The following is a 23,581-nucleotide window of genomic DNA, read 5'->3' on the forward strand; positions in this document are numbered from 1 at the left end:
GACTTACTACTAAAATGTGCCAAAAACGCTAGTAAACAAATCTTGCCGGAATTGGCGCAGATTCTGCCTTTGTGCTGTAGCTTGTTCTGTTCTGTCCTTTGCCGTTTCTGCTAAAAATTCGTGGGTTGTTTGCTCCAGATTTTTGTGAAACTGATGCAAAAACTTCGATTGAGCTTGAGCTTGAGCAACCCTTGCTTTAGCTGTTTCAGCTAGAAAATCTTGAGTTGTGTATTCAAGTTCTTCGTGAAACATATGCAGTTCTTGCGCTTGCATTTTAGCTTGCTCTTGTCTGTTTGCTGTTGTAGTGGACAAAAATTGATGAGTGTCTCTACATAGTTGAGCTACTTCCTCAGCTATTGACTGATGCTCTTGCCGGATTCTTTGCATTAAAGCCGTCATGAGGTTCTCCGGAATATTATTAAAAGCGTGAATTAACCACATTCACTGGATAATTGATATACAGCAAATGCAGTTTAAAGAATGTCTGCTTTTTTCGTTTTCTCTTTTGATAACTCAGGAGCAACGAATAAAAGCAGAATATATATCAGAATTACAAACTCATTAATACTGATTTTCTGGAAGCTACTTAATATTTAAGCAGGCATTGCGGCGGATTGAGTTAGACCTACAGCTTCTGCATATTTCAGGTAGGTTTCAACAGATGCGATAACGATGCGAGCTTCAATCGCCAGCAATTCAATACCAACTAGTGAAACACGTACCCAAGCATCTACAACGATACCTTTATCTAAGATACGGTCAATAACTTCAGCCAAGCTTGAGGAAGAATTGGTTTTTTCGACTGCCATATTTTTAAACTTTAACTCATTGTTGATTTTTAGTATTGGCTAGGCATTTGCTTTAGCTATTTACTGCATTCATATTAGGCACGGCTCTTCGGTAATGTAAAGAGTTTGACAGGAGGAAAAGTGTAAAGAAATGCAAAAATACCAACGATGTAACAAAAAAACAGCAGTTTATTGTTTGAATTGTATACGTTTAAAATGTTTTTGTATTAAAAATGTAAGCTTTAATGTTGCATTTTGTTTTTTTTGTTGATTTTAATGTATTATTTGCTGTCTAAAGATATATTACATCTTCCTTAAAAAGGAATGAATAAACTTAAGTAATAATACGGTTACTAAAGCTTTGGGAAGATAACATAGGATATTTTTAGCAATCATCTTTGTAAAAAATCATGTCTACAGAAGCTACTTCTGATCCAATACGGAAGGGCGCATTAGCGGGACTAATTGCTGCTTTGGTGGATCAAGGACATCCACCTCAATATGCTCAAGTGATGGCGACTTCCATTATTTTTCAGACAGACCTAGATTTAAGGAATGCCCAAATTGCTAGTTTGTTAAATTGGCTGAAGCAGGAAAATGAGAATATATTAGGACTTACGCACTCGCTACGAAAATAAAGGCCTTGAGATTGCTTCCCTACAGTCACAATGACGAAAATACGTTAGGGTTGCGTAAGTCCTGTATATATACATCGGCCCTAACTGTAGTAGAAAAAACACGTGAGGAATTTGAGCGTCGCGTTCAACAAGGTTGAACTGATCTACTCTCTTGAGGAATCGGATGGTATTTTGAAGAAGAATTCAGCCGTCAATTATGATGGCTGAATTTTTTCTTGATGACTGAAAACAATGTACAAAATCCTCTCCAAAGAAATCGCCTCTATGTACACACGCGACGGTGTACGCCTCGACGCAGATATCTATTGCCCTGATGAGGAAGGTGAGTTTCCTGTATTATTAATGCGACAACCCTATGGTAGAGCGATCGCGTCTACGGTGGTTTATGCTCATCCTAGTTGGTACGCTGCCCAGGGTTACATTGTAGTGATTCAAGATGTGCGGGGGCGGGGTACTTCGGAGGGTGAGTTTAAGTTATTCGCCAATGAAATCGCTGATGGTGCAGATAGCGTTAATTGGGCTGCAAGTCTACCGAGGAGTAATGGCCAGGTGGGAATGTATGGCTTTTCTTATCAGGGGATGACTCAATTGTACGCTGCGATCGCTAAACCACCAGCCCTAAAAACTATTTGCCCAGCGATGATTGGCTATGATTTATATACAGATTGGGCTTATGAAGGTGGTGCATTCTGTTTGCAAACAAATTTAGCTTGGGCGATACAATTAGCCACAGAAACTGCACGGTTACGAGGTGATCAATCAACATATCAAGCTTTACTTACAGCCTCGCGCAATCTCCCGGTAAATCATCCCGAAATTCTGCAAAAACTTGCACCAGAATCTTTTTATCACGATTGGGTAGCCCATCCGCAACCCGATATTTATTGGCAAGAACTGTCACCCAAAAGCCACTTCCAAAGCGTTGATTTGCCGATGTTTCATATTGGCGGATGGTTTGATACTTATCTGCGCGGTACATTGCACCTATACAAAGATATGGTAGTCCGCGCTAATACTCCCCAACATTTAATAATTGGCCCTTGGGCGCATTTACCCTGGGGACGCAAAGTTGGTGCGGCTGATTTTGGTAAGTTAGCCACTAGCCCAATAGATCAAATGCAGATTCGTTGGTTTAATCAATTTCTCAAAGGTGTAGACACAGGTTTATTAGATGAGTCTCCTGTATGCCTGTTTGAAATGGGTAGTAATCTTTGGCAAGATTTGTCCAGTTTACCTAAACCAAATCAGAAATCTTACTTTTTGTCAACTACCGGACTAGCCAGCATCAGAGAAGATGCCGGAATCCTTATACCCAGTCCCCAGTCCCCAATCCCCAGTCCCCAAGACATATTACTCCACGATCCTTGGCGACCAGTGCCAGCGATAGGTGGTCATGCAGCAATGCCGGCGGGTGTGTTTGAGCGATCGCAAATTGATTGCCGTTCTGATGTGTTAACTTACACTAGTGAACCTTTAACCGCAGATTTATCTCTAGCCGGGGAAGTATTAGTAAAAATCTGTTGTCAATCTGACCAAGATAGTTATGATTTATGTGCTGTACTGTCCCAGGTATATCCTTATGGGAGCGTGTACAACGTGACGCAAGGTTATTTACATTGCCAAGACGGTACAAACAAGGTTACTAGAAATATACAATTGCAACCGATATGTATAAGAATAGCAAAAGGTAATTGTTTGAGTTTGAGTTTGAGTTTAGCTTGTTACCCAGCCTATGCAATGAACTCTGGGAATGGGGCTGTTTTAAGCAGTACCCGTTTAATGAATGCTCAGATTATAACGCTGAGTGTTAGTTGTGATGGTTCTCAGGTTTTGTTACCGATAATTAGTTAGGTTTGTAGAGAAACGCTGATGTCTGCTAAAGATATATTTCATGAAACCGTCAAAAAAGCTCTTCAAAAAGAACAATGGGTGATTACAGCCGACCCATTAAAATTTAAATATGGTAACGTTAACTTTCAGATTGATTTAGGCGCAGAACGAGTTTTAGCAGCCGAAAGGCAAGGCAAGAAAATAGCTGTAGAAATCAAAAGTTTTCTCAATCCTTCGGCTGTTACTGACTTTTATGCTGCGTTAGGTCAATTTTTAAGCTATAGATTAGCATTAGAAGCAACTGAACCCAACCGCTTGTTGTATTTAGCTGTGCCTTTCGATATTTACCAAACATTTTTTCAGCTTGAGTTTACACAAGCGGCAATACAACGGTATCAGCTTTTATTAATTGTTTATGATCCTGTAAATGAGGTAATTGTGCAATGGATAAATTAGCCAAGTATCGGGAGTATGTGCAGAGTTTATTAACTCATTACGCTAATGAAGATATAGCTGATAGTGAGGTAGAAGTCCAATTGATTTTTGATGAAAAACGCGACCATTATCAGTGGATGAACGTGGGATGGGAAGGTTTAAAGCGTGTTTATCGATGTATCATTCATTTTGATATTAAAGATGGAAAAATCTGGCTTCAGCAAAATTTAACTGATCAAAATCCGGCAGAGGAGCTGGTAGCAATGGGAGTTCCACGAGAGGATATTGTTTTGGGTTTGCAACCTGTTTATAAACGACAGTATACAGAATATGGTGTTGCGTAGATTGGTGATGGTGGAAATTTGCTGTAGTTTTCATCCAAAAAAACGCTTAGAAGTTTGCTTATCTAAGCATTTTTTTGTAGATATATACCCATTCACATGGTTTAATGCAACATTTTTCATCTGCAACACTTCTGAAAGGAAAGTATTACGAGGATAAGTTGTAACACACATCAGGTGAAGTGGTATCACTCCTTGCACTAATTACATAATATCTTTTTTGAGAGAAAAATAAATGTTAAGTGTATGATACTTCAAAAACTGTCACTAATTTAAAACCACTGAGCAATCACAGTCTCAGAAAGAACATAGTAAAACCATTTAAACGCCCAACTTCTCTGGGTAGATATTCAACCATCAACCTGCAAGCAAGTTTAGAATTTAAAGTAAAGAAATATTTCTTAGCTTACAGGCATGAAACGCATCGTCTTGATTGCTGGTTTTGAATCGTTTAACGCTGACTTGTACAGAAAAGCCGCTTTATTGGCTAAATCTCGCTGTGCTGATTTGGATATTCGAGTATTTAGCGATCGCGATATTACAAGCATTCGCCCAGAAGTAGAAGCCGCACTCCAAGGCGCGGATGTGTTTTTTGGTAGCCTGATATTTGATTATGACCAAGTTTTGTGGTTGCGCGATCGCATCGCCCAAATCCCCATCCGCCTAGTATTTGAGTCAGCTTTAGAACTGATGAGTTTAACCAAACTCGGTGGATTTGCGATCGGTGACAAACCCAAAGGAATGCCCAAACCAGTTAAATTCATCCTCGATAAATTCAGTAATGGACGAGAAGAAGACAAACTCGCTGGTTATATTAGCTTCTTAAAAATCGGCCCCAAACTGCTGAAATTTGTCCCAGTCCAGAAAGTCCAAGACTTACGCAATTGGTTAATTATCTATGGTTACTGGAATGCCGGCGGGACAGAAAACGTTGCGTCATTATTTTGGACACTAGCAGAAAAATATTTAGATTTAAAAGTCGGCGACATCCCCCCACCCATCGAAACCCCCAACATAGGTTTACTACATCCCGACTATCCAGGGTTTTTTGAATCCCCCAAAGCATATCTAGAATGGTATCAAAAGAGGAAAATAGGGAATAAAAGCAATCCCCAATCCCCAATCACCGCCATTCTCCTCTACCGTAAACACGTCATCACCAAACAACCCTATATTCCCCAACTGATTCGCCGTTTTGAGGAAGCGGGTTTGATACCTTTACCCATTTTTATCAACGGTGTGGAAGGTCATGTGGCGGTACGTGATTGGATGACCACCGACTACGAACTTCAGCAACGAAAAATAGGTAATATTGAAACCCTTTCACTTTCCCAAGAAGCCGTCAAAGTAGATGCAATTGTCTCCACCATTGGCTTTCCTCTCGTGGGTGGCCCAGCCGGTTCAATGGAAGCCGGTCGTCAAATAGAAGTAGCCAAGCGCATCCTCACCGCCAAAAATGTCCCCTACATCGTCGCTGCACCTTTGTTAATTCAAGATATCCACTCTTGGACGCGTCAAGGTGTAGGAGGTTTGCAAAGTGTGGTGTTGTACGCCTTACCAGAATTAGACGGTGCAATTGATACTATTCCTCTGGGTGGATTGGTTGGGGAAGATATTTATTTAGTTCCCGAACGGATGCAGCGTCTGATTGGGAGAGTGAAAAATTGGGTAGAATTACGGCAAAAACCCCCCGCAGAAAGGAAAATTGCCATTATTTTGTATGGCTTCCCCCCTGGTTATGGTGCGGTAGGTACAGCCGCATTATTGAATGTCCCCCGCAGTTTAATTAAATTACTCCACGCCCTCAAAGACCAAGGTTATAACGTCGGCGACATCCCAGAAGATGGGGAAGAATTGATTCGCCGAGTCAGAGAAGCCGATGAAGAGATGGAACGATGGGAAATAAATCAGCCTTTTCCCTCCTCAGCGAATACTGTTAACGCCCGGAAACTAGAAAAATGGTTAGGATATCTCCTGACATCGCGCATCGAAAAACAATGGAAATCTTTAACAGGAAGCGGAATAAAAACCTACGGTGATGAACTCCATATTGGTGGAGTGCAGTTAGGAAATGTGTGGATAGGTATACAGCCACCTTTGGGGATACAAGGCGACCCCATGCGGTTAATGTTTGAACGGGATTTAACACCTCATCCTCAATATGCAGCCTTTTATAAATGGTTACAAAATGAACTGCAAGCTGATGCTGTAGTTCACTTTGGTATGCACGGTACTGTAGAATGGTTGCCCGGTTCACCGTTAGGAAATACAGGTTATTCTTGGTCAGATATTTTATTAGGAGATTTGCCTAATTTATATATATACGCCGCCAATAATCCTTCCGAGTCGATATTAGCAAAACGTCGCGGTTATGGGGTGTTGATTTCTCATAATGTTCCCCCCTATGGTCGTGCTGGTTTGTATAAAGAATTGGTATCGCTGCGGGATTTAATTGCAGAATATCGAGAAGATAAGACAAAGAATTATGTACTAAAGGAAGGGATTTGTAAAAAGATTGCCGATACTGGTTTAGATGCTGATTGCCCATTTGAAGATGCGAAAAAATTGGGTATTCCCTTTACACCAGAAAATATCAGAATGTTTAGTAGTCATGCTTTTGATGATTATCTGGTGAAATTATATGAGTATTTGCAAGTAATAGAAAATCGCTTATTTTCTTCAGGGCTGCATACATTGGGTGAACCACCAAACGAAGAAGAATTAGCATCTTATTTAGAAGCTTATTTTGGTAGTGAACAGCCAAGTGACCCAGAAGAAAAACAGCAAATCACAGATTTATTGATGCAAACTACAGATGAGTTAACCAATTTATTAAGGGGGTTAAATGGTGAATTCATCCCCCCTGCACCTGGTGGTGATTTATTGCGAGATGGTGCGGGAGTGTTACCAACGGGGAGAAATATTCACGCTTTAGACCCCTATAGAATGCCTTCCCCCGCCGCTTATGAACGGGGACGGGAAATTGGGCAAAAAATTATCAGTCAGCATTTACAAGAACATGGCACATATCCCGAAACAGTAGCAGTTTTATTGTGGGGGTTAGATGCAATTAAAACTAAGGGTGAATCGTTAGGAATACTTTTAGAATTGGTGGGTGCTGAACCTGTAAAAGAAGGAACAGGGCGAATTGTTCGCTATGAATTGAAACCTTTAGTAGAAGTAGGACACCCCCGCATTGATGTGTTAGGTAATCTATCAGGAATCTTTAGGGATAGTTTTGTAAATATCATCGAATTGTTAGATGATTTATTCCAAAGGGCGGCTGATGCTGATGAACCAGAAGAGCAAAATTTTATTAAAAAACACGCTTTAGCTTTAAAGGCGCAAGGTGTAGAAAATACATCAGCGAGATTGTTTTCTAACCCGGCTGGTGATTTTGGTTCATTAGTAAATGATAGAGTAGTTGATGGTAACTGGGAATCTGGGGAAGAACTAGGAAATACTTGGCAAAGTCGCAATGTGTTTAGCTATGGCAGACAAGATAAAGGCCAAGCTAGACCAGAAGTATTAAATCAGTTATTAAAGACTAGCGATCGCATCGTGCAAGAAATAGACTCTGTAGAATATGGTTTAACCGATATTCAGGAATATTACGCCAACACCGGCGGATTGAAAAAAGCCGCCGAAAAGCAAAGCGGAAAGAAAGTTACTACTAGCTTTGTGGAAAGTTTCTCCAAAGACACCACACCCCGCAACTTAGATGATCTACTCAGAATGGAATACCGCACCAAGTTGCTAAATCCCAAATGGGCGCAAGCAATGGCGAGTCAAGGTTCTGGCGGTGCATTTGAAATTTCCCAACGTATGACAGCATTAATTGGTTGGGGTGGTACTGCTGATTTTAAAGATGATTGGGTATATGAGCAAGCCGCAGATACCTATGCGTTAGATCCCGAAATGGCGGAGAGATTACGCCAAGCCAACCCAGAAGCTTTTCGTAATATTGTCAGCAGAATGTTAGAAGCACATGGGCGCGGTTTTTGGCAAACTGATACAAATAGATTAGATAAACTACGTCAATTGTATGAATTGACAGATGAACAATTAGAAGGTGTAACAGTTTAATTTTTCTCTGTGCCTCTATGTTTCCGTAGTTAAATAAAATACCTTAAGCCACAGAGGCACGGAGACACGGAGAAGAAAGTACAGATTTTATCACCCTATCCCGCCCGTTCTTTAGCCAGACTATCAATTGCATCACCCAACGCAGTAGTAAGGCTTTTACGGGTTTGAGCATGGTTTTCTTGCTCTATTTTTAAGGCGTGAATCAAGCGATCGCGTTCTTGAATGACAGCCACTAGTTTGGTTTTTAAGTCTTCTACAGTCTTAATGGCGGCGAGTTCCTGGTGAATGGCTGTGATCACAGTAGAGTTGGGGAATGTTGCTCCATCAATACCTTTGAGTTTTTGAATTTCTATTTGGAGGGATGCGATCGTTTTTCGGGTCAGATCAGCATCAGTGCGGCGTTGTTCTGCCTCCGTGTTATAAAGTTTACGCCATTTTTCGGCACTTTCCCAAGCAGCATCGCGATCGCGCTGTTGTTCTACTAGCTGCTGTTTAAGTGATTCAATTTCAGCTAACCATTGTTGTGTTAAGTCTTGACTCATAGCCCGTTATTTTGTGTTTAGTGCAGTTATAAACTATTGCAGGCAAAATAAATAATTTACGGCTGTCATATTTTTAGGGCATTTTGCCCATTATCATGCAATCAGTTGAGTCGTACTAATACATATATGTTTAGAGACTGGTTTGCAGACAACTTGGGAGTTAGTCAAGCTCGCAAAGAACAAGTATACCTAGATATATGCAGTTCAATCAGCTTAGAAGATGCCAGCTATTGGATTCAGGTGCTATTTGCAGCAGGTATTGCTACTTTGGGGCTGGTCTTAAATAGCCCAGCAGTGATTATTGGCGCGATGTTGATTTCTCCCTTGATGGGGGGTATTTTAGCCAATGGACTGGCTCTAGCTGCGGGTGATGTGATTTTAGCCATGCGGGCGTTGCTCAATCTGTTGCTGAGTTGTGCGCTGGCGATCGCCTTTGCTGTCTTACTGGTATCTTGGCTGCCATTTAAGGAAATGACCAGTGAAATTGCGGCTAGAACTCGACCGAATATTTTAGATTTGTTCGTGGCTTTATTTTCTGGTGCGGTGGGTTCAGTAGCAATTTGCAAAGAAGCGAAGGGGGTAGCCACTTCTATTCCTGGTGTAGCGATCGCAGTTGCTTTAATGCCACCGTTATGTGTTGTTGGTTATGGTATCGGTGTTGCCATCAGCATTAATCCTGTGAAGGGATTACAGGTAGCTAGTGGTGGAGGTTTACTATTTTTTACCAACTTAGTAGCTATTACCTTCACTGCAATGTTAGTTTTCCTGAGTCTGCATATTGACAATCTTCAGGTTAAAGAAAAAGTTAGGGAATGGCGTAATACACATCCAGAAAGTATCTGGATGCAGGGTATTTTAGAAAGACTACCTGCTTACCAAAAGCTGAAAAAAATCGGCAGTTTACCTGGCAGATTACTGCTAATTTTTATGACAATTGGGGCGATTATGTTCCCACTCAATCAATCTCTAAACCAACTTAGAAAGGAAATTACTCTACAGCAACAAGAAAACCGCGTTCGTCGGTCGGCAATAGACCTATGGCAACAGCAATTTGCTACTTTCTCTAGTGGTGAAACACGCTCTTACATTGGTAACATTTCGACATCAGAAAAAAATAATAAATTGACAGTGCAACTTCAGGTTTTTAGTAGCAAGCAATACACACCAGAGGAGAAAAATAATTTTATTCAACAGTTAGCCTCGCGTCTGGGAAAAGTACCTGAATTAGTAACACTCAAGTTAGTTGAAATTCCCACAGCATCTAGTGAACTTTTACGCCCAATACCTGAAGAAAAACCGCCTGAACCTGTAATTAACATCGCGCAATTACAATCAAGTTTCCTGCAAGAAGTCCAGTCAGCCTTGGGTGAAATGCGACTTCCCCAACCAGCGCAGATGATTAATTATGAGCTAATTACTATCCCCTACGAACCATTACGCATTCGGTTGGTGTATTTGAGTGAACGTGATATTGAAAAAGATGCCCAGGTTTTACTGGCTGATAATGTCAGGAGTAAGCTAGATTACCAGTCTGCGCTAGTCAGTATGCAGAGAATAGCAACTAATTTGGGAGTGATATCTTTTGAGCAAGATCAGTCTACACTGACACCAGATAACGCCAAGCTGTTAGATCGGGCTGGGCAAATTTTACAGCAATTTCCTAACTTGCAACTAGAAGTCATGGTTAACCAAGAACTAGAGGAAGAGCAAGAGATTGCCCAACTGCGATCGCAAGCAATTACAGATTACCTCAAAACCCAGTGGCAAATTAATAGCGATCGCCTAATTTTAGGAGTCGGAACAGAACCACAACGCCGCGCAATACTCAAACTTACGGTAAAATCACTGAGAAGACCACCCATAGAAACCATACCCGAAACATTTTAATAAATTACGAATTACGTTAGCGTAGCGGGACGTTAGTCCATTACGAATTACGAATTGGAGATATGCCACAGCCTCGCTTTGTCAGCTTCTTTCGGCATCTAAATTGGCGTGCATTCAAAAAAACCATTGCTAGAACCATCAAAAGGCGACTTTTAGGACTGGCTTCAGAAATTGCCTTTAATGCGATGTTATCTTTATTTCCGGCAATTCTGGCAGTCCTCACAGCCATTGGTTTACTAGAAGAATCGTTGCAAAACACCTTCAAGCAACTAGCTGAACAAGTCAGTCAAGTCGCGCCAGAAGAAGCAACGACATTGATTAAAGACTTTGCTAGCCAAGAAATTGCCCACTCTAAGAATAGTGGGTTATTTTCTTTGAGTTTTGTCATTGCCCTTTGGACAGCATCAGGGGCTGTAAGCACTGCCATGACAGCCTTTGATCAAATTCATCAAATCCCAACAGAAAAAACTCGTCCCTTTTGGAAAGCCAAAATCATCTCATTAGGATTGACGGTAGGCACAATTTTGCTACTAGTATTAGCTTCTTTCTTAGTATTTCTCAGTGACTTACTCTTGGGATTTGTCGTCAGTGGTAACTCATCTTTAATTTTCTTACTGTCTATCTGGAAATTGTTGCGCTGGCCTTTGGCTTTAGGTATTGTGGCTACAGCATTTAGCTTTATCTACCGCTACGGCACTAGCGTTTGGAAATCAGGCACACCAATAATTCCAGGGGCAATGGTTGCAGCAGTGATTTGGGCTATTTTATCTGCTTTATTTCGGCAATATGTCGCGAATTTTGGTAACTATAACAAAGTTTATGGTGCAGTCGGCACAGTAATCGTTTTAATGCTGTGGCTGTGGATGAGTGCGGCTGTTTTATTAATAGGCGATCAGTTAAATGTGACTGTTGGTGAAGATATTCGCTCCAAATTGCCTAAAAATCCCCTAAAAAACGTTAATTTGCTCAATGAGGCAGGAAAAAATATTGACTCTTAACTTTTGTAAAGACGTGATATACCGCGTTTATATTGAAAAAGTAATTGCCAAAAATCACTACAAATATCACAGCCAGCCATTGCAAACTAGCCACATAGCAGTAAAATATTGAACAATTTAATTACAAGTGGCCGATAATGCCCCATACTTCTTCTGTTGACTATAATGCTCAAGCCGCAACTTTAAAGCGTCTGCGTCAAGTGAGTCGCCTTTTAGATAAAGTTATTGCTGTTCCCGGTACACCAATTGCCGTTGGTTTAGATCCAATGATCGGATTGATACCAGTTGGTGGTGATGTTTTAGGTCTATTACTTGCTAGTTACATTGTTGTGGAAGCAGCAAGACTTGGTATCCCTAAAAAAACCTTAAGTAAAATGGTACTAAATATCTTTATTGATAGTTTAATCGGTAGTATCCCTGTTTTGGGCGATATTTTTGATTTCGCTTGGACAGCTAATGAATACAATATTAAGTTAATAGAACAACACTTAAAATTTCCGCGTTAGTAGAGTGTAGATAAATAATTTATTCTTACCATTGTCTGATCAACCTCAGCCGTGATAATAATGAGACTTCTGTAAACGGCATGAAAATTTTTGAGATCATTTATTGATGAAAGATTGGTGGCAAGCAACTTTTCCCAAAGGGCGGCAAAGTCTAGTTATTAGTGATGTTCATGGTTATCCTGTGCAAATTGCATATGGTGAAATAGGTACAGGTAGACCACTATTTTTATTACATGGCATGGGTAGTTGGAGCTATAATTGGCGTTATACTATAGCTCCCTTATCTAAACATTTTCGAGTTATTTGTTTTGATGCCAAAGGATTCGGGTTTTCTGACAAACCTTGGTTGCGGCGAGAAAAAAATGGGCATCAAGTGATTGAATTAGAAAGAATTGTGCAAGCATTATGTGATGAACCAGCCATCATTGTGGGGGAATCAATAGGGGCATTAATTTCTCTAGCTTTAGCTCAAAAAAATCCCCAATTGGTAGGACGGTTAGTTGTAATTAATGCCCCAATTTTTACGGAACGTCTACCTCATTGGGCAATGGAAATACTTGCTCAAACCCCAATAGAAGTATTACAAGCAATTGACGATTTACGTTTGGCTTATTTGTTTGCGCCGCTAGTGCGAGAGGTTATGGCCATAGAAAGGCGCAAAGTGCTATTTGATCCCTCTATTCTCACCCAAGAAGATGTTTATTGGATTACTTATCCATTTATTGAACTTCCTGGTACTTTGGTCAAAGTGGCTGAAGAATTACAAATAGCAGCCAAAGAAATTAAGCATTGGCAAGCCAACAAACCCAATATGCTCACTCAAATTCAAGAGGATTTGGATAGGATCAATTGTCCCACATTAATTTTGTGGGGCGATCGCGATAGTTGGTTTCCTGCTACTCATGGCGAACGATTACACAAATTAATTCCCAGTTCCCAATTCCAAATCTTGGATAACTGCTGTCATGATGCCTCAACTGGTGCAGCGAAAGTAGTCAATCAGTCAATTCTGAAGTTTCTACAAGGTACAAATTTTTTGTAAATATGTATCGATATGTTGAGGAATTTTAAAAATTGACAATAAACAAAAAAATTAACAACTTATGCAAAGAAATATTAAGCGATAAAACCCTCTTAACTTCTACCTTTTCACCTCCTCCCATCTGTCTCCTACCTCTTGCCTGCCAAAAACAAAATAGCTGACGGCAAACATGGTATGAGATCATAAAAAAACTAAACGCAATGCAAGTTAGAGAAGTCCCAAGAGAATGGAAGCACGCAAAACAGTTGTAATTACAGGTACATCTTCAGGGGTCGGGTTGTACGCCGCCAAAGCTATGGCTGATAGAAACTGGCACGTAGTCATGGCCTGCCGGGATATAGAAAAAACCCAAAAAGTTGCCCAATCCGTAGGAATTCCCCAGAGTAGCTACACCATCATTCCCATTGACTTAGCATCTTTAGGAAGTGTGCGTTATTTTGTGCAGAACTTTCGCGCCACTGGTAGAACCCTGGATGCTTTGGTGTGCAACGCGGCAATTTATATGCCTTTAATTAAAGAGCCACTCCGCAGCCCAGAAGGATATGAATTAACCATGGCCACAAATCATCTTGGTCATTTTCTGCTGTGTAACTTGATGCTGGAGGATTTGAAAAAATCATCTTCCCAACCTAGACTCGTAATTTTAGGAACTGTCACCCATAACCCCAACGAACTCGGCGGAAAAATTCCACCCCGTCCAGACTTGGGAGATTTGAGAGGTTTTGCTGAGGGCTTCCAAGATCCGATTACAATGGCTGATGGTAAGAAGTTTGAACCTGTGAAAGCTTATAAAGATAGCAAAGTATGCAATATTCTGACTATGCGAGAACTGCATCGGCGATATCATGAATCTACAGGAATTGTCTTTAGTTCTCTATATCCTGGATGTGTAGCGACAACAGCACTATTCCGTAACCACTATCCTTTATTCCAGAAGCTATTCCCCATCTTCCAAAGACGCATTACCGGCGGCTTTGTCTCTGAGGAATTAGCAGGCGAAAGGGTAGCAATGGTAACGGCTGATCCTGAATACGGCAAATCTGGGGCGTACTGGAGCTGGGGAAACCGTCAAAAGAAAGACCGTGAGTCATTTGTCCAGCAAGTTTCTCCACAAGCTAGTGATGATGCTAAAGCCAAGCGGATGTGGGACTTGAGCGAAAATTTAGTTGGACTTGCACCAGTTAGTTCGCCAGCCGTTGCCAGATAATAATGAGTGGTGAGTCATGAGTCCTGAGTGCTGAGTAATGAGTAATGAGTCATGAGTGCTGAGTCATGTAAAAAGTAGGGGCTTACAACCTACTCTGCTAACAGCTTTTTTAACTCGGCACTCTTCATTACTTGTTTTTTATGATACAGGCGTAAGTATTTTAATATTCTTTTTAGATTTGAAATTAATTTACTCAAAGCGTTTGAGAATATGGGTTTAGGGGAAAGCGATCGCAGATTAGCTTGAGCAATTTTATCCCATTTGCCAAGATCAGCGCATAGGATAGATGTCACAAGCGATATCAAGAATATGTGTGTATATGGGAGAAAAATTTATTGCGGCAGTATTTGATGGTAAAGGCTTTTACCCTCAAGACGCGATCGCCTTGCCAGTTAATACTCGTGTACGCTTAAGTATAGAGATATTACCATCTAATGCCCAAGAAACCGTGTCTTTTTTAGCGACAGCGCGATCGCTGCAACTCCATAGTCCACCAAATTTGTCTGCTAACATTGACAAGTATTTGTACGGTCAGGAACTTCTGCATGAAACCTGAAGTGTTTCTTGATACATCATTTGCCATTGCCTTAGCCGCACCCCAGGATCATTTACATCAGCGAGCGGTACACTTAGCTAAATTGTTAGACGAGGCAGGTACACGTCTCATTACCACCCAAACAGTCATCCTAGAAATTGGCAATATTTTATGCCAACAACCTCATCGTCATCAGGCGATCGTGCTGTTAAATTCTCTAGCATCTGACCCGAAGGTGGAAATTGTCCCTTTATCTCAGGAATTGTACGAAAGAGCTTTCCAGTTATACTGTGAAAGCCCTGACAAAGATTGGGGATTTATTGATTGTGTATCTTTTATTGTCATGCAATTCTGTGGCATTACTGAGGCTTTGACTGCCAACGAGCATTTTCAACAGGTAGGATTTCGCGCCTTGCTACGAGAAACTCTCCCTTAATTGAATAGTTCTATATCGATTGGTTTTTCTGCTCTGAGTCATGGCTGGTCACGTCCCGCTCCGCTAACAGCACTCATCAGTGGTATCACTGAGACAATTTTTTCTGCTGTATCGACTTTAATCTTCGCCAAGCCAAATTTTTCAATCACGGCGGCGTTGGTGGTTAAGTGCGTACTCACCTGCGCCACTTTGTAATGAGTGACTTGTGGGGCTAAGGCCGCAGGTAACAATAATTGATCTGCTAGATGTTCGTCAATTGGTGCGCCAGTTTGATGAAATTTCAACAGTTGCTCACAGGCAATTTCTGCTACTTTTTCTGAAGACAATCGCAACCGTCCAAACCCGCCAAAACCAGTCAAGCTATTTTGATACTCAGCCGTTAAAAAAATCCCTGCGCCTGGTGCTATACCTTTTTCTCGTAATGCTCGTACAGATGCCTTTAGTCCTAAGCTACGTAACCAATTCTCAGCACGATTTGCCATGCGTTGGGGAATGTGTGCGGGTAATTCTGTAACTACTGCCAGTCCCCGTACTAAGTGTAAATTCCCCCTTTCTAGTAAGTGGATACCCTGAAGTTGACACCCCCCTTTTACTAACATTTCTACTTCTCCCCCACCTTGGGGATACCAACCCCAAGTACCCAATTTGACTTTTGCCTCTATCCCCATCCGTTTGAGCATCGACAAATAGACTAGCTCAATGTAAGTCATTGTGGGGCTAAAAATAACATGAGTTCCACCCCGGAGAGTTACTTGGGAGTCACCATTAACTAAAGCTAAAGGTAAAAGAATTGTCTGCAACACCAAAGTAATTGCTCCCGCCGAACCCCCTTGCTGCACTTCACTGACATCAAAACTATACTTTCCTGGCTGTACCACACTACCCGGTATAAATTCTAGTCTTGTTGATCCCAACTCATCACCCGATAATTGCCCATGACAAATTCTAGCCGCAGCGCGAACGGCGGTTAAATGCTGGGCGGCTAATCCTGGCTTTTTGCGTCCAGCGCGGATTCCTGTAATGCGGATGGGTTCACCAGTGATGGCGGCTAGACTCAGGGAAGTGCGAAGAACTTGTCCGCCTCCTTCACCGTAAGAACCGTCAATTTCAATCATGAATGGGAATGGTGTAGTGTCGGTATGTAACAATTCAAAATTCAAAACAGTTGGAGTAGAGGACTATTACCTCGACTCAAGTAAGCTACGTATAGACGTAGAGGTCTTAAATGCTTGAATTTAATATAACCACAGAATACACAGATTAACTTACTATGTATTTTTGTAATTCCTAATTTTGAATTTCAAATTGTAGCATTTTGCTTTTACCAGGGTTCATTAGTCCATAGGGGTCAACCATTTCCTTAAATTTTAATTGTTCAGGATCAATTACTTTCCTGCCCCCATCTTCAATAATATAGGTGTGAGGATTAGCAATAAACACACCTTGGGCTTCGTGGTAGTGGATAATCTCATTGAGCCGTGCTTCTGTGGTGTAGCGTACTAGTTGTAAAGCGGCGGGAACTACTGCACCATTCATCCGAATAAATTCTAAGTGCATCATCACTTCATCACCAAAGTGATGATATAAATGCTCTACTAATTCCAGACCTTTGGCTGGGGGAATCATACTTTGCAAGTATGTAATCTGGGTATCTACATTCCGGGCGTGTAGGGTGGTGTGATTCCAGGCGAATTCTGCTAAATTAACGCCTTTACCTGCTTCTTCTGCTGGTTTTTGGTAGGTAATTTGTCCACCGTATTGCTGCACTAACCCCGGTAAAAATTCTAAACTGAGTTCAGCTACTAGTAAAAATGCTGAGTGAGTACCTTCAGGGATATATTGCTGTAAGGCTTGGAAGTATTGGGGAATGGGCGATGCAAAGACACTAATTAACTTTTTCACCATCCCATCGGCGTTAGCTAGGCTTTGCCCAAACTTGGCGGCTGTCATGAAATCTGCAAAGGTAACAATTACTTCTGCCCAAGGATAGGCTGGCCCCAAGGGAATTTCAACTTCTGTGATAATGCCGTTAATACCCCAAGCATGGTTTACCTTCTGTACATCGTCGCCGCGCAATTCAATGACACGCGGTTCATCTTCTACGGTGACAACTCTTAATGCTAATAGATTACCTCGATCGCCTAATAATCCATATTGGATTGAGCCAATACCCCCACTCCCACCAGCCACAAATCCGCCAATGGTAGCTGTGCGGTAAGTGGAAGGGGACATCCGCATTTCCCAGCCAATTTCTCGCGCTTTTTTGTCTAAGGCGGCTAATTTCATCCCAGCTTCTACCCGCGCTACCCCCGGTTTGACCCAACTTACAGCTTGCATTTTGGTCATGTCTAAAATTACGCCGCCGTGCATGGGTACGCATTGCCCATAGTTGCCTGTTCCCGCACCTCTGACGGTGATAGGTATACGGTGTTTAGCACAGATAGCGGCAACTTTTATCACTTCCTGTTCGTTGGCGGGACGGACTACGATGTCCCCAACTTTGCCTTCTAGTTTAGGTACTAGGACTGGGCTAAAGGTGTGGTAGTCTTGGGATAATTTTGCTACTTGATGAGTGTCTGTAATAGTTTCTATGCCTGCCAGGGAGTTAATGAGGGAATTTAAGTTGGCGATCGTCATTAGCTTATATCCTTTTTTTAACGCAGAGGTACGCTGAGGTTTACGCGGAGGTTCGCAGAGAATTTTCACTCCGCGTTACTTTGCGCTTTTCTTAGCGTCTCTCTGTTTAAACTTAATATAAGTCTTTGTAAATACCTGTAGCGATCGCTTGATAAAATACCCCTTGTTTGGCTTAGGCTAAATGAACTTAGGAGAAACAAAATTGATGTATTCTCCTTGATGCTGTTTTAGCTCAGTCTGAGTGTACATTCTAAAATTAATTTTTGATTCACCAAAGAGTAGGGCTGAATTTCTAAGGCGCGTCTAAAAGCTTTGATAGCTTTACTGTATTTTCCTAAGGCGGCGTAACATAAACCCATACCATGCAGCGCACCAAAATGTACAGAGTTAATCTGAATCACCATCTGACAGTCCCCTAAGGATTTACGATAATCGCCTATGCTGTAGTAGAGAAAAGCACGACGATTCCAGGCTTCTGCAAAGTCAGGTTGTTCTTTAATGAGTTCGGTGAGAATTTTTTCAGCCTCAGTAGTTTCCCCAGCATCAAGCAATTTTTGACTTTGGTCGATTTTTTCCAGCCCGTAAACTCCCTTTTGCTGAAACCAAATACGCCAGAGTTGCTTTGTTGCTTGCTCCCGGACTAAAGCGTTAGGCTTTTTTAAATCTTCAAGTAAAGAGCTGATTGATAAAGAATCCATGAATTTGCGATTGGCGATTTTCAGTAATTGTCTCCTTGTATCAAGGTATCAAGTTTCGTATAAGTTTGCTGTGTTGAATTTTAAATTCCTGTTAACAATTCTCCAATAAAAATCTTTCATTCAGCAGTTAATTGAAAATCTAATGTATCAAGAAATACTATCAATCTGTACTTAAGTATATAAACTCATCCGCAATCAGTGATGAGAATATCAAAACTTTGAAAAACACAAACTAACTACTGATATTTTATAAAGATTTAGTAAATAATAGTTCATCAAAAAATTACAAAATCAGTATTCTTTCTTGGGACATTTAACTTTTAAATCAGCACTGTGCTGCATGACGTTCGCACCACTACGGAAAGCGGCGAAGAATAGGGTGTCATTTGAGTGATAGTATTGCCAAACCCAAAGTAAGTAATAAAGCTGTGTATGCTGTGATGGGATTTGCCCCAGCTAGTAAGATGAGGATAGTACCAACAATCAGGGCAGAAGCGATCGCCATTAGCGGTGATAGGATGGGCAACCATACAGAATGAATCCGATTAATTGGTGTCATGATATTAAAGTTAAGGAAGCTCACACCCTAGATTCCAACAAATTGCCCAAACTTTAGCTCAAATCACAAATTTATAGCAACAAATGAAACTCAAGCAGCTGTTTAGGAGTGTTAACGCTGCTTCTAAAAATGAAGCACGGGTAATTTTAGCTACTTTATTTTTAGTTATGATTCTAGTGTTGACGGTAGGATTGTCCTTGTCTTTTGGTGCTGTCGCCATGACACCTGAACAATTATGGCAAGCTATTTGGCGACAAGGAGATGAACTCTATCAAACTATTCTTTGGGATTTGCGCTTACCGAGAACTGTGGCTGCGATGTTGGTGGGTGCAGCTTTAGGAATGGCAGGTTCACTACTCCAGGGAATGTTACGTAACGGACTAGCCGATCCGTTTTTACTAGGTATTTCTGCGGGTGCTGGTTTAGTGGCGATCGCTATGTTCAGTTTAGGTGTATTCGTGGCTTGGATTCCCTTAGCAGCTTGGGTTGGGGGTGTATTCACAACAGTGATTGTCTATTTTTTAGCGAAGACTGGGGATGGTGTTTCTGTTGAAAGGTTGATTTTGGGAGGCGTGGCAATAAGTGCAATGTTTGGTGCAATCCAATCTGTGCTACTACTTTTAACAGAGGATGGACGCATACAGGCTGCGCTAAATTGGCTGATTGGTAGTTTGAATGGCCGGGGATGGACAGAAGTCACCACAGCCGGACCTTATATTAGTGTGGCATTAGTCTTGGGATGTTTGTTAGCGCGATCGGTGAATTTATTAAACCTAGGGGATGAATTAGCAGTTAGTTTGGGTGTTTCCCTAACGCGATCGCGCATTTTAATTGGCGGAGTTGCTACACTGTTAGCCGCAGGTGCTGTCAGCATTGGCGGCTTAATTGGTTTTGTCGGCTTAATAGTACCGCATGGTATCCGTCTACTCGTAGGAACAGACTATCGCGCCGTGTTACCACTCAGTGCATTAGGAGGCGCAGTAGTCATGACTATTGCAGATTTACTATCCCGGTTAGGTGCTGTAGAACTTCCCGTAGGTTCAGTAACCGCTTTATTAGGTTCACCCCTATTTATTTGGTTACTTTATCGTCGCAAAACCGGAATTTAAATCTCTTAATTACGAATTACGAATTACGAATTATTTTATCATGCCCTTAGAAACGCAAAACTTAACTGGTGGATATACAGCTAAAACTGTAGTTAGAAACATATCCTTAGCAATTGAAAAAGGAGAATGGTTGAGTTTAGTAGGTGCTAATGGTTCTGGCAAATCTACACTACTTAAACTCATGAGTCGCCTGTTAGTTCCCGAAACAGGAATTGTATTATTAGATGGGAAAGCCATTCATACTCAACCCGCCGCCGTTGTCGCCCAAAAATTAGCCTTATTACCTCAGCAACAAGCCATTCCCCCAGGGTTAACAGTCCGGCAATTAGTATCTTTAGGACGCACACCCCATCAACCTTGGTGGCAATGGGATTTAAATGCAGAAGACAGAGAAAAAGTTACTGAATCTTTGCATTTAACCCAGATGGAAACTTATCAAGAACGTCTGGTAGAGCAACTTTCTGGTGGTGAAAGACAAAGAGCTTTTTTGGCACTAGCTCTAGCACAAAATCCGCAAATTTTATTGTTAGATGAACCCACAACTTATTTAGATATTCGCTATCAATTAGAATTATTAGAACTCTTAAAAAAACTAAATCAAAATCAAGGAATTACGATTTTAACTGTTTTACATGAAATTAATTTAGCTGCAAGATATAGTTCTCGGATTGCATTACTTTATCAAGGTAATATTTTTGCATTAGGAAAACCGGAAATTGTCCTCACACCAAAAATTTTAGCTGAAGTTTTAGGGGTAGAAGTGGCAGTTTTAAATACACCTGTAGGATTACAAATTTGTCCTATAGCACCAATTCACGAATCAATTTAGTTGATAGATATTAGGGCTGACATATTGACAACTAAAAACTACATCTATCATAGGGATTTATCATTGGTAAACCCCTATAATATGGTCTATTCATCAAACTCAGCGTAATTTTAAAAGAGTCGAAAAATAAACGGATAACGGAAAGGTTCATCAGGTTGGGTAAGACAATGAAACAAAGCCCAAATTGTCAATCCCCAATGCAGTGCAAAACCCAAAGCCACCACAGGGAAAAACAAAATACCGCCCAGACCAAAGGTTAGCCAAGATATAATCCCTAGGGGTACACCTATGACTGTTGCCCAAAACCAAACATTAAAGTGAAAATTAATAGATTCTTTAGCATTGCTTTTGACAACTGGGTCATCGGAAAGTAAGTTGATGACAATGGGAACTCCAATTGAAAACAAGGTTGTACTAAAGAAAATTGCCCCATGACTCAAAGATGATAGCAATTTGCGCTTATCAGAATTGTATGTTCCTTGCATCCTGATGACTCCTCATATATCTTTTTAGCTCAATTCTAAAGGATACCTCATGGGTTTTGTATTGCCATTTACCGTACTCAGCTATGTCTGTTGGTTTTTCCTCTTGATATATGAGTTCTGGCTGCTAAGTATCAAACCTAAGAGATGAGGTTTACCGAACTGGGGAAATAATCAAGGATAGAACAAATCAATTCGTGTCATAATTAGGCTTTGGATTTTCTTCTGCCCAGTAAGTAGCTTCTCTGTTTTAAAATTACTTAATAAAGGTAGTAAAATATGAGCCGCATCAATCCATATACGCTGCAAATGCAGATTACGCGGATGTTTGATCAAGGACAATCATTCTTTGCCACAACTAAAGTACAAGACTGGTTGAAAGAAAAAAATCAAAATCCATTGGATTATGACATTATTTTCCATCAAAAGCCTGCTCCTCCTGGCTCAAAGGAAGTGATAGCAATAGAAATCGAATTGCGGCGTAAAGATGGACAACCTGTAGACCCTTGGTTACAAGAACAAGCTAATTTGCACGCTTGATGTTCTTCATGGATAAATTCCCCTGTAACCCGCCTGTGTGGATTAAAAGTAGGCGATGGCGTTCCGCCCAGCGTAGCTGATCGCCACCCAAATCTCCTTTACGTATCAAATCTATCACTCCATAAAACATTTTAGCGGTATATACGTAATCAAGTGGGATGCCGTAGGACTGAGTAAACTCGTCAATAAATGATACAAGCTGATCATTTACCTTGGCATAGCCTCCAAAGTGATAATCACATACCAATTCCCAAGGTGCGGCAGTGCTGGATGGCGCAGGTAATCCAGAGGCGAGGTACTGCGTCAGTAGGTTGGTGATATCTTGTTTGAGAAAGTCGCCATTTTTCAACACAGGGAAACCAAGCGATCGCTGTTTTGGTTGTAGCGAAAGTGTCAACCCAGCTAAAGTAGTAGCTGTCCCACAAGCTACACAGATAGTATCAAATTCTGCTGTAACTTCAGAAAGTATCTCTGTACACCCGCGCACACCATTAAGATTACAACCACCTTCAGGAATGATAAAAACCTCACCAAAACGCTGGCGTAAGTCTGCGTGTAATTCTGGGGTGTGGCGTTGACGGTAAGTTTCCCGGTCAATATATACTAGTTGCATCCCTTGTTCCACAGCAAAACTTAAGGTGGGGTTTAAAGGAAGCCGTTCTTCACCACGAATCACGCCAATAGTGCGAAAACCTAAAAGATTCCCAGCCGCAGCCGTTGCATAGATGTGATTAGAATAAGCACCGCCAAAGGTGAGAATTGTGGTGTAATTGTCTTCTTTGGCTGCTAAGAGGTTGTATTTCAGCTTGAACCACTTGTTACCATTTACCCAAGGGTGCATTAAATCAAGGCGCAGCACAGATACCTCCACCCCAGCGCGACTAAATATTTCGCTGTTGATTTGCTGTGTGGGAGGTGGAATTAAACTCAAGGACATAGACTACCACTGAGTAAAAAATGATGATAAATAGTAATTGTTTACCAAATATCCATCCAGGCGAAATTCTGCAACTAGAATTTTTAGAGCCATTGAATATTACCCCTTATCGGTTGAGTAAAGATATAGGTGTCACTCAGACAAGAATTGGCGAAATTTTATCAGGTAAACACAGTATTACAGCAGATACAGCTTTGCGTTTATCGCGTTATTTCGGTAACAGTCCCCAGTTTTGGCTGAATTTGCAAATGCAATATGATTTACGTCAAGCTTGGGTAGAAAAAGCAGATGTTTACAACCAGATTCCTGTGAATCCGTTTAATAGTGTAGCTTAATGCGTTTCTGTTTTTTGTTGGTGATCATCGCCTACGGTGGGGCGGAGCATTGTCGCATCATCAAATCCCCTCATTCCCGAATTGTCCCAGAAATCAGGTATCTAACCGCAACTCAACTTGCATCCTCAGCAGTGCTTGTGAATAATACATATGTAAAACAACATTAATTCAAGCTCCCGGATTT

Annotated in this window: 24 protein-coding genes and 1 pseudogene; 16 read left to right on the forward strand and 9 right to left on the reverse strand. The window is 41.2% G+C overall.

Features of this window, described 5'->3' with window-relative positions:
- Positions 1 to 9 precede the first annotated feature (9 nt).
- Positions 10 to 399, reverse strand: a complete 390-nt coding sequence (gvpC, locus tag VB693_RS19860; protein ID WP_323267757.1) for a gas vesicle protein GvpC — start codon at positions 397 to 399, stop codon at positions 10 to 12.
- A 194-nt stretch (positions 400 to 593) separates the two neighbouring features.
- Positions 594 to 809, reverse strand: a complete 216-nt coding sequence (gene gvpA, locus VB693_RS19865) for a gas vesicle structural protein GvpA (RefSeq protein ID WP_010996411.1) — start codon at positions 807 to 809, stop codon at positions 594 to 596.
- Positions 810 to 1,198: 389 nt separating this feature from the next.
- Between gvpA and VB693_RS19870 the strand changes: the two genes are divergently transcribed.
- The 5 genes from VB693_RS19870 (at position 1,199) to bchH (ending at position 8,118) form a co-directional block, all read left to right on the forward strand.
- On the forward strand, positions 1,199 to 1,426 hold the full coding sequence (locus tag VB693_RS19870; protein WP_323267758.1) for a hypothetical protein: 228 nt from the start codon (positions 1,199 to 1,201) through the stop codon (positions 1,424 to 1,426).
- A 231-nt stretch (positions 1,427 to 1,657) separates the two neighbouring features.
- Positions 1,658 to 3,277: a CocE/NonD family hydrolase gene (locus VB693_RS19875; protein WP_323267759.1), complete on the forward strand. Its 1,620-nt coding sequence runs from the start codon at positions 1,658 to 1,660 to the stop codon at positions 3,275 to 3,277.
- An 18-nt stretch (positions 3,278 to 3,295) separates the two neighbouring features.
- Positions 3,296 to 3,712 carry a XisH family protein gene (locus tag VB693_RS19880; protein WP_323267760.1) on the forward strand — a complete coding sequence of 139 codons (417 nt, stop codon included), beginning with the start codon at positions 3,296 to 3,298 and terminating at the stop codon, positions 3,710 to 3,712.
- A complete protein-coding gene (locus VB693_RS19885; protein ID WP_323267761.1) occupies positions 3,700 to 4,035 on the forward strand; it encodes a XisI protein in 336 nt (111 codons plus the stop codon). The genes VB693_RS19880 and VB693_RS19885 overlap by 13 nt, the downstream gene beginning before the upstream one ends.
- Before the next feature lie 411 nt (positions 4,036 to 4,446).
- Positions 4,447 to 8,118: a magnesium chelatase subunit H gene (gene bchH / locus VB693_RS19890; protein ID WP_323267762.1), complete on the forward strand. Its 3,672-nt coding sequence runs from the start codon at positions 4,447 to 4,449 to the stop codon at positions 8,116 to 8,118.
- 95 nt (positions 8,119 to 8,213) lie between these two features.
- Here bchH and VB693_RS19895 read toward each other — a convergent pair whose 3' ends face one another.
- Complete coding sequence (locus VB693_RS19895; RefSeq protein ID WP_190695362.1) at positions 8,214 to 8,660, reverse strand: hypothetical protein; 447 nt, start codon at positions 8,658 to 8,660, stop codon at positions 8,214 to 8,216.
- A gap of 126 nt (positions 8,661 to 8,786) precedes the next feature.
- Here VB693_RS19895 and VB693_RS19900 point away from each other — a divergent pair, with 126 nt between their 5' ends.
- The 7 genes from VB693_RS19900 (at position 8,787) to VB693_RS19930 (ending at position 15,271) form a co-directional block, all read left to right on the forward strand.
- The gene (locus tag VB693_RS19900) at positions 8,787 to 10,547 is read left to right on the forward strand and encodes a DUF389 domain-containing protein (RefSeq protein WP_323267763.1); all 1,761 of its coding nucleotides are present in this window, start codon (positions 8,787 to 8,789) and stop codon (positions 10,545 to 10,547) included.
- Between the two features lie 62 nt (positions 10,548 to 10,609).
- Positions 10,610 to 11,545, forward strand: a complete 936-nt coding sequence (locus VB693_RS19905) for a YihY/virulence factor BrkB family protein (protein WP_323267764.1) — start codon at positions 10,610 to 10,612, stop codon at positions 11,543 to 11,545.
- Positions 11,546 to 11,682: 137 nt separating this feature from the next.
- A complete protein-coding gene (locus tag VB693_RS19910; RefSeq protein ID WP_323267765.1) occupies positions 11,683 to 12,051 on the forward strand; it encodes a DUF4112 domain-containing protein in 369 nt (122 codons plus the stop codon).
- 106 nt (positions 12,052 to 12,157) lie between these two features.
- Positions 12,158 to 13,093 carry an alpha/beta hydrolase gene (locus VB693_RS19915; RefSeq protein ID WP_323267766.1) on the forward strand — a complete coding sequence of 312 codons (936 nt, stop codon included), beginning with the start codon at positions 12,158 to 12,160 and terminating at the stop codon, positions 13,091 to 13,093.
- A 226-nt stretch (positions 13,094 to 13,319) separates the two neighbouring features.
- Positions 13,320 to 14,300 carry a protochlorophyllide reductase gene (locus VB693_RS19920; RefSeq protein ID WP_323267767.1) on the forward strand — a complete coding sequence of 327 codons (981 nt, stop codon included), beginning with the start codon at positions 13,320 to 13,322 and terminating at the stop codon, positions 14,298 to 14,300.
- 319 nt (positions 14,301 to 14,619) lie between these two features.
- Positions 14,620 to 14,856 carry a hypothetical protein gene (locus VB693_RS19925; RefSeq protein ID WP_190695346.1) on the forward strand — a complete coding sequence of 79 codons (237 nt, stop codon included), beginning with the start codon at positions 14,620 to 14,622 and terminating at the stop codon, positions 14,854 to 14,856.
- Positions 14,846 to 15,271 carry a type II toxin-antitoxin system VapC family toxin gene (locus tag VB693_RS19930; protein ID WP_190695343.1) on the forward strand — a complete coding sequence of 142 codons (426 nt, stop codon included), beginning with the start codon at positions 14,846 to 14,848 and terminating at the stop codon, positions 15,269 to 15,271. The genes VB693_RS19925 and VB693_RS19930 overlap by 11 nt, the downstream gene beginning before the upstream one ends.
- Before the next feature lie 38 nt (positions 15,272 to 15,309).
- On the opposite strand, the gene rtcA is transcribed toward VB693_RS19930, so the two are convergent.
- The 4 genes and pseudogenes from rtcA to VB693_RS19950 form a co-directional block, all read right to left on the reverse strand.
- Positions 15,310 to 16,386, reverse strand: a complete 1,077-nt coding sequence (gene rtcA / locus VB693_RS19935; RefSeq protein ID WP_323267768.1) for an RNA 3'-terminal phosphate cyclase — start codon at positions 16,384 to 16,386, stop codon at positions 15,310 to 15,312.
- Positions 16,387 to 16,558: 172 nt separating this feature from the next.
- On the reverse strand, positions 16,559 to 17,908 hold the full coding sequence (locus VB693_RS19940) for an FAD-binding oxidoreductase (RefSeq protein ID WP_323267769.1): 1,350 nt from the start codon (positions 17,906 to 17,908) through the stop codon (positions 16,559 to 16,561).
- 227 nt (positions 17,909 to 18,135) lie between these two features.
- The gene (locus VB693_RS19945; RefSeq protein ID WP_190695341.1) at positions 18,136 to 18,606 is read right to left on the reverse strand and encodes a tetratricopeptide repeat protein; all 471 of its coding nucleotides are present in this window, start codon (positions 18,604 to 18,606) and stop codon (positions 18,136 to 18,138) included.
- 377 nt (positions 18,607 to 18,983) lie between these two features.
- Positions 18,984 to 19,165, reverse strand: a pseudogene (locus VB693_RS19950) (ABC transporter permease); the annotation flags it as partial.
- An 83-nt stretch (positions 19,166 to 19,248) separates the two neighbouring features.
- On the opposite strand from VB693_RS19950, the gene VB693_RS19955 reads away from it, so the two are divergent.
- Both VB693_RS19955 and VB693_RS19960 read left to right on the forward strand, forming a co-directional pair.
- Positions 19,249 to 20,274 (forward strand): iron ABC transporter permease, encoded by a 1,026-nt coding sequence (locus VB693_RS19955; protein WP_323267770.1) that lies wholly within the window; start codon positions 19,249 to 19,251, stop codon positions 20,272 to 20,274.
- 40 nt (positions 20,275 to 20,314) lie between these two features.
- Positions 20,315 to 21,103 carry an ABC transporter ATP-binding protein gene (locus VB693_RS19960; protein ID WP_323267771.1) on the forward strand — a complete coding sequence of 263 codons (789 nt, stop codon included), beginning with the start codon at positions 20,315 to 20,317 and terminating at the stop codon, positions 21,101 to 21,103.
- Positions 21,104 to 21,213: 110 nt separating this feature from the next.
- Here VB693_RS19960 and VB693_RS19965 read toward each other — a convergent pair whose 3' ends face one another.
- The gene (locus tag VB693_RS19965) at positions 21,214 to 21,588 is read right to left on the reverse strand and encodes a DUF4870 domain-containing protein (RefSeq protein WP_323267772.1); all 375 of its coding nucleotides are present in this window, start codon (positions 21,586 to 21,588) and stop codon (positions 21,214 to 21,216) included.
- 276 nt (positions 21,589 to 21,864) lie between these two features.
- On the opposite strand from VB693_RS19965, the gene VB693_RS19970 reads away from it, so the two are divergent.
- The gene (locus tag VB693_RS19970; RefSeq protein ID WP_190695329.1) at positions 21,865 to 22,125 is read left to right on the forward strand and encodes a hypothetical protein; all 261 of its coding nucleotides are present in this window, start codon (positions 21,865 to 21,867) and stop codon (positions 22,123 to 22,125) included.
- On the opposite strand, the gene VB693_RS19975 is transcribed toward VB693_RS19970, so the two are convergent.
- Entirely contained in the window at positions 22,109 to 23,062 is a 954-nt protein-coding gene (locus VB693_RS19975) for a 1-aminocyclopropane-1-carboxylate deaminase/D-cysteine desulfhydrase (protein WP_323267773.1), read from the reverse strand. The two genes, VB693_RS19970 and VB693_RS19975, sit on opposite strands and share 17 nt — an antisense overlap.
- 20 nt (positions 23,063 to 23,082) lie before the next feature.
- Between VB693_RS19975 and VB693_RS19980 the strand changes: the two genes are divergently transcribed.
- Positions 23,083 to 23,397: a HigA family addiction module antitoxin gene (locus VB693_RS19980; protein WP_416233407.1), complete on the forward strand. Its 315-nt coding sequence runs from the start codon at positions 23,083 to 23,085 to the stop codon at positions 23,395 to 23,397.
- The last annotated feature ends 184 nt before the right edge of the window (positions 23,398 to 23,581 follow it).

The sequence above is a fragment of the Anabaena sp. UHCC 0399 genome (assembly GCF_034931465.1).
Lineage (GTDB): Bacteria > Cyanobacteriota > Cyanobacteriia > Cyanobacteriales > Nostocaceae > Trichormus > Trichormus minutissimus.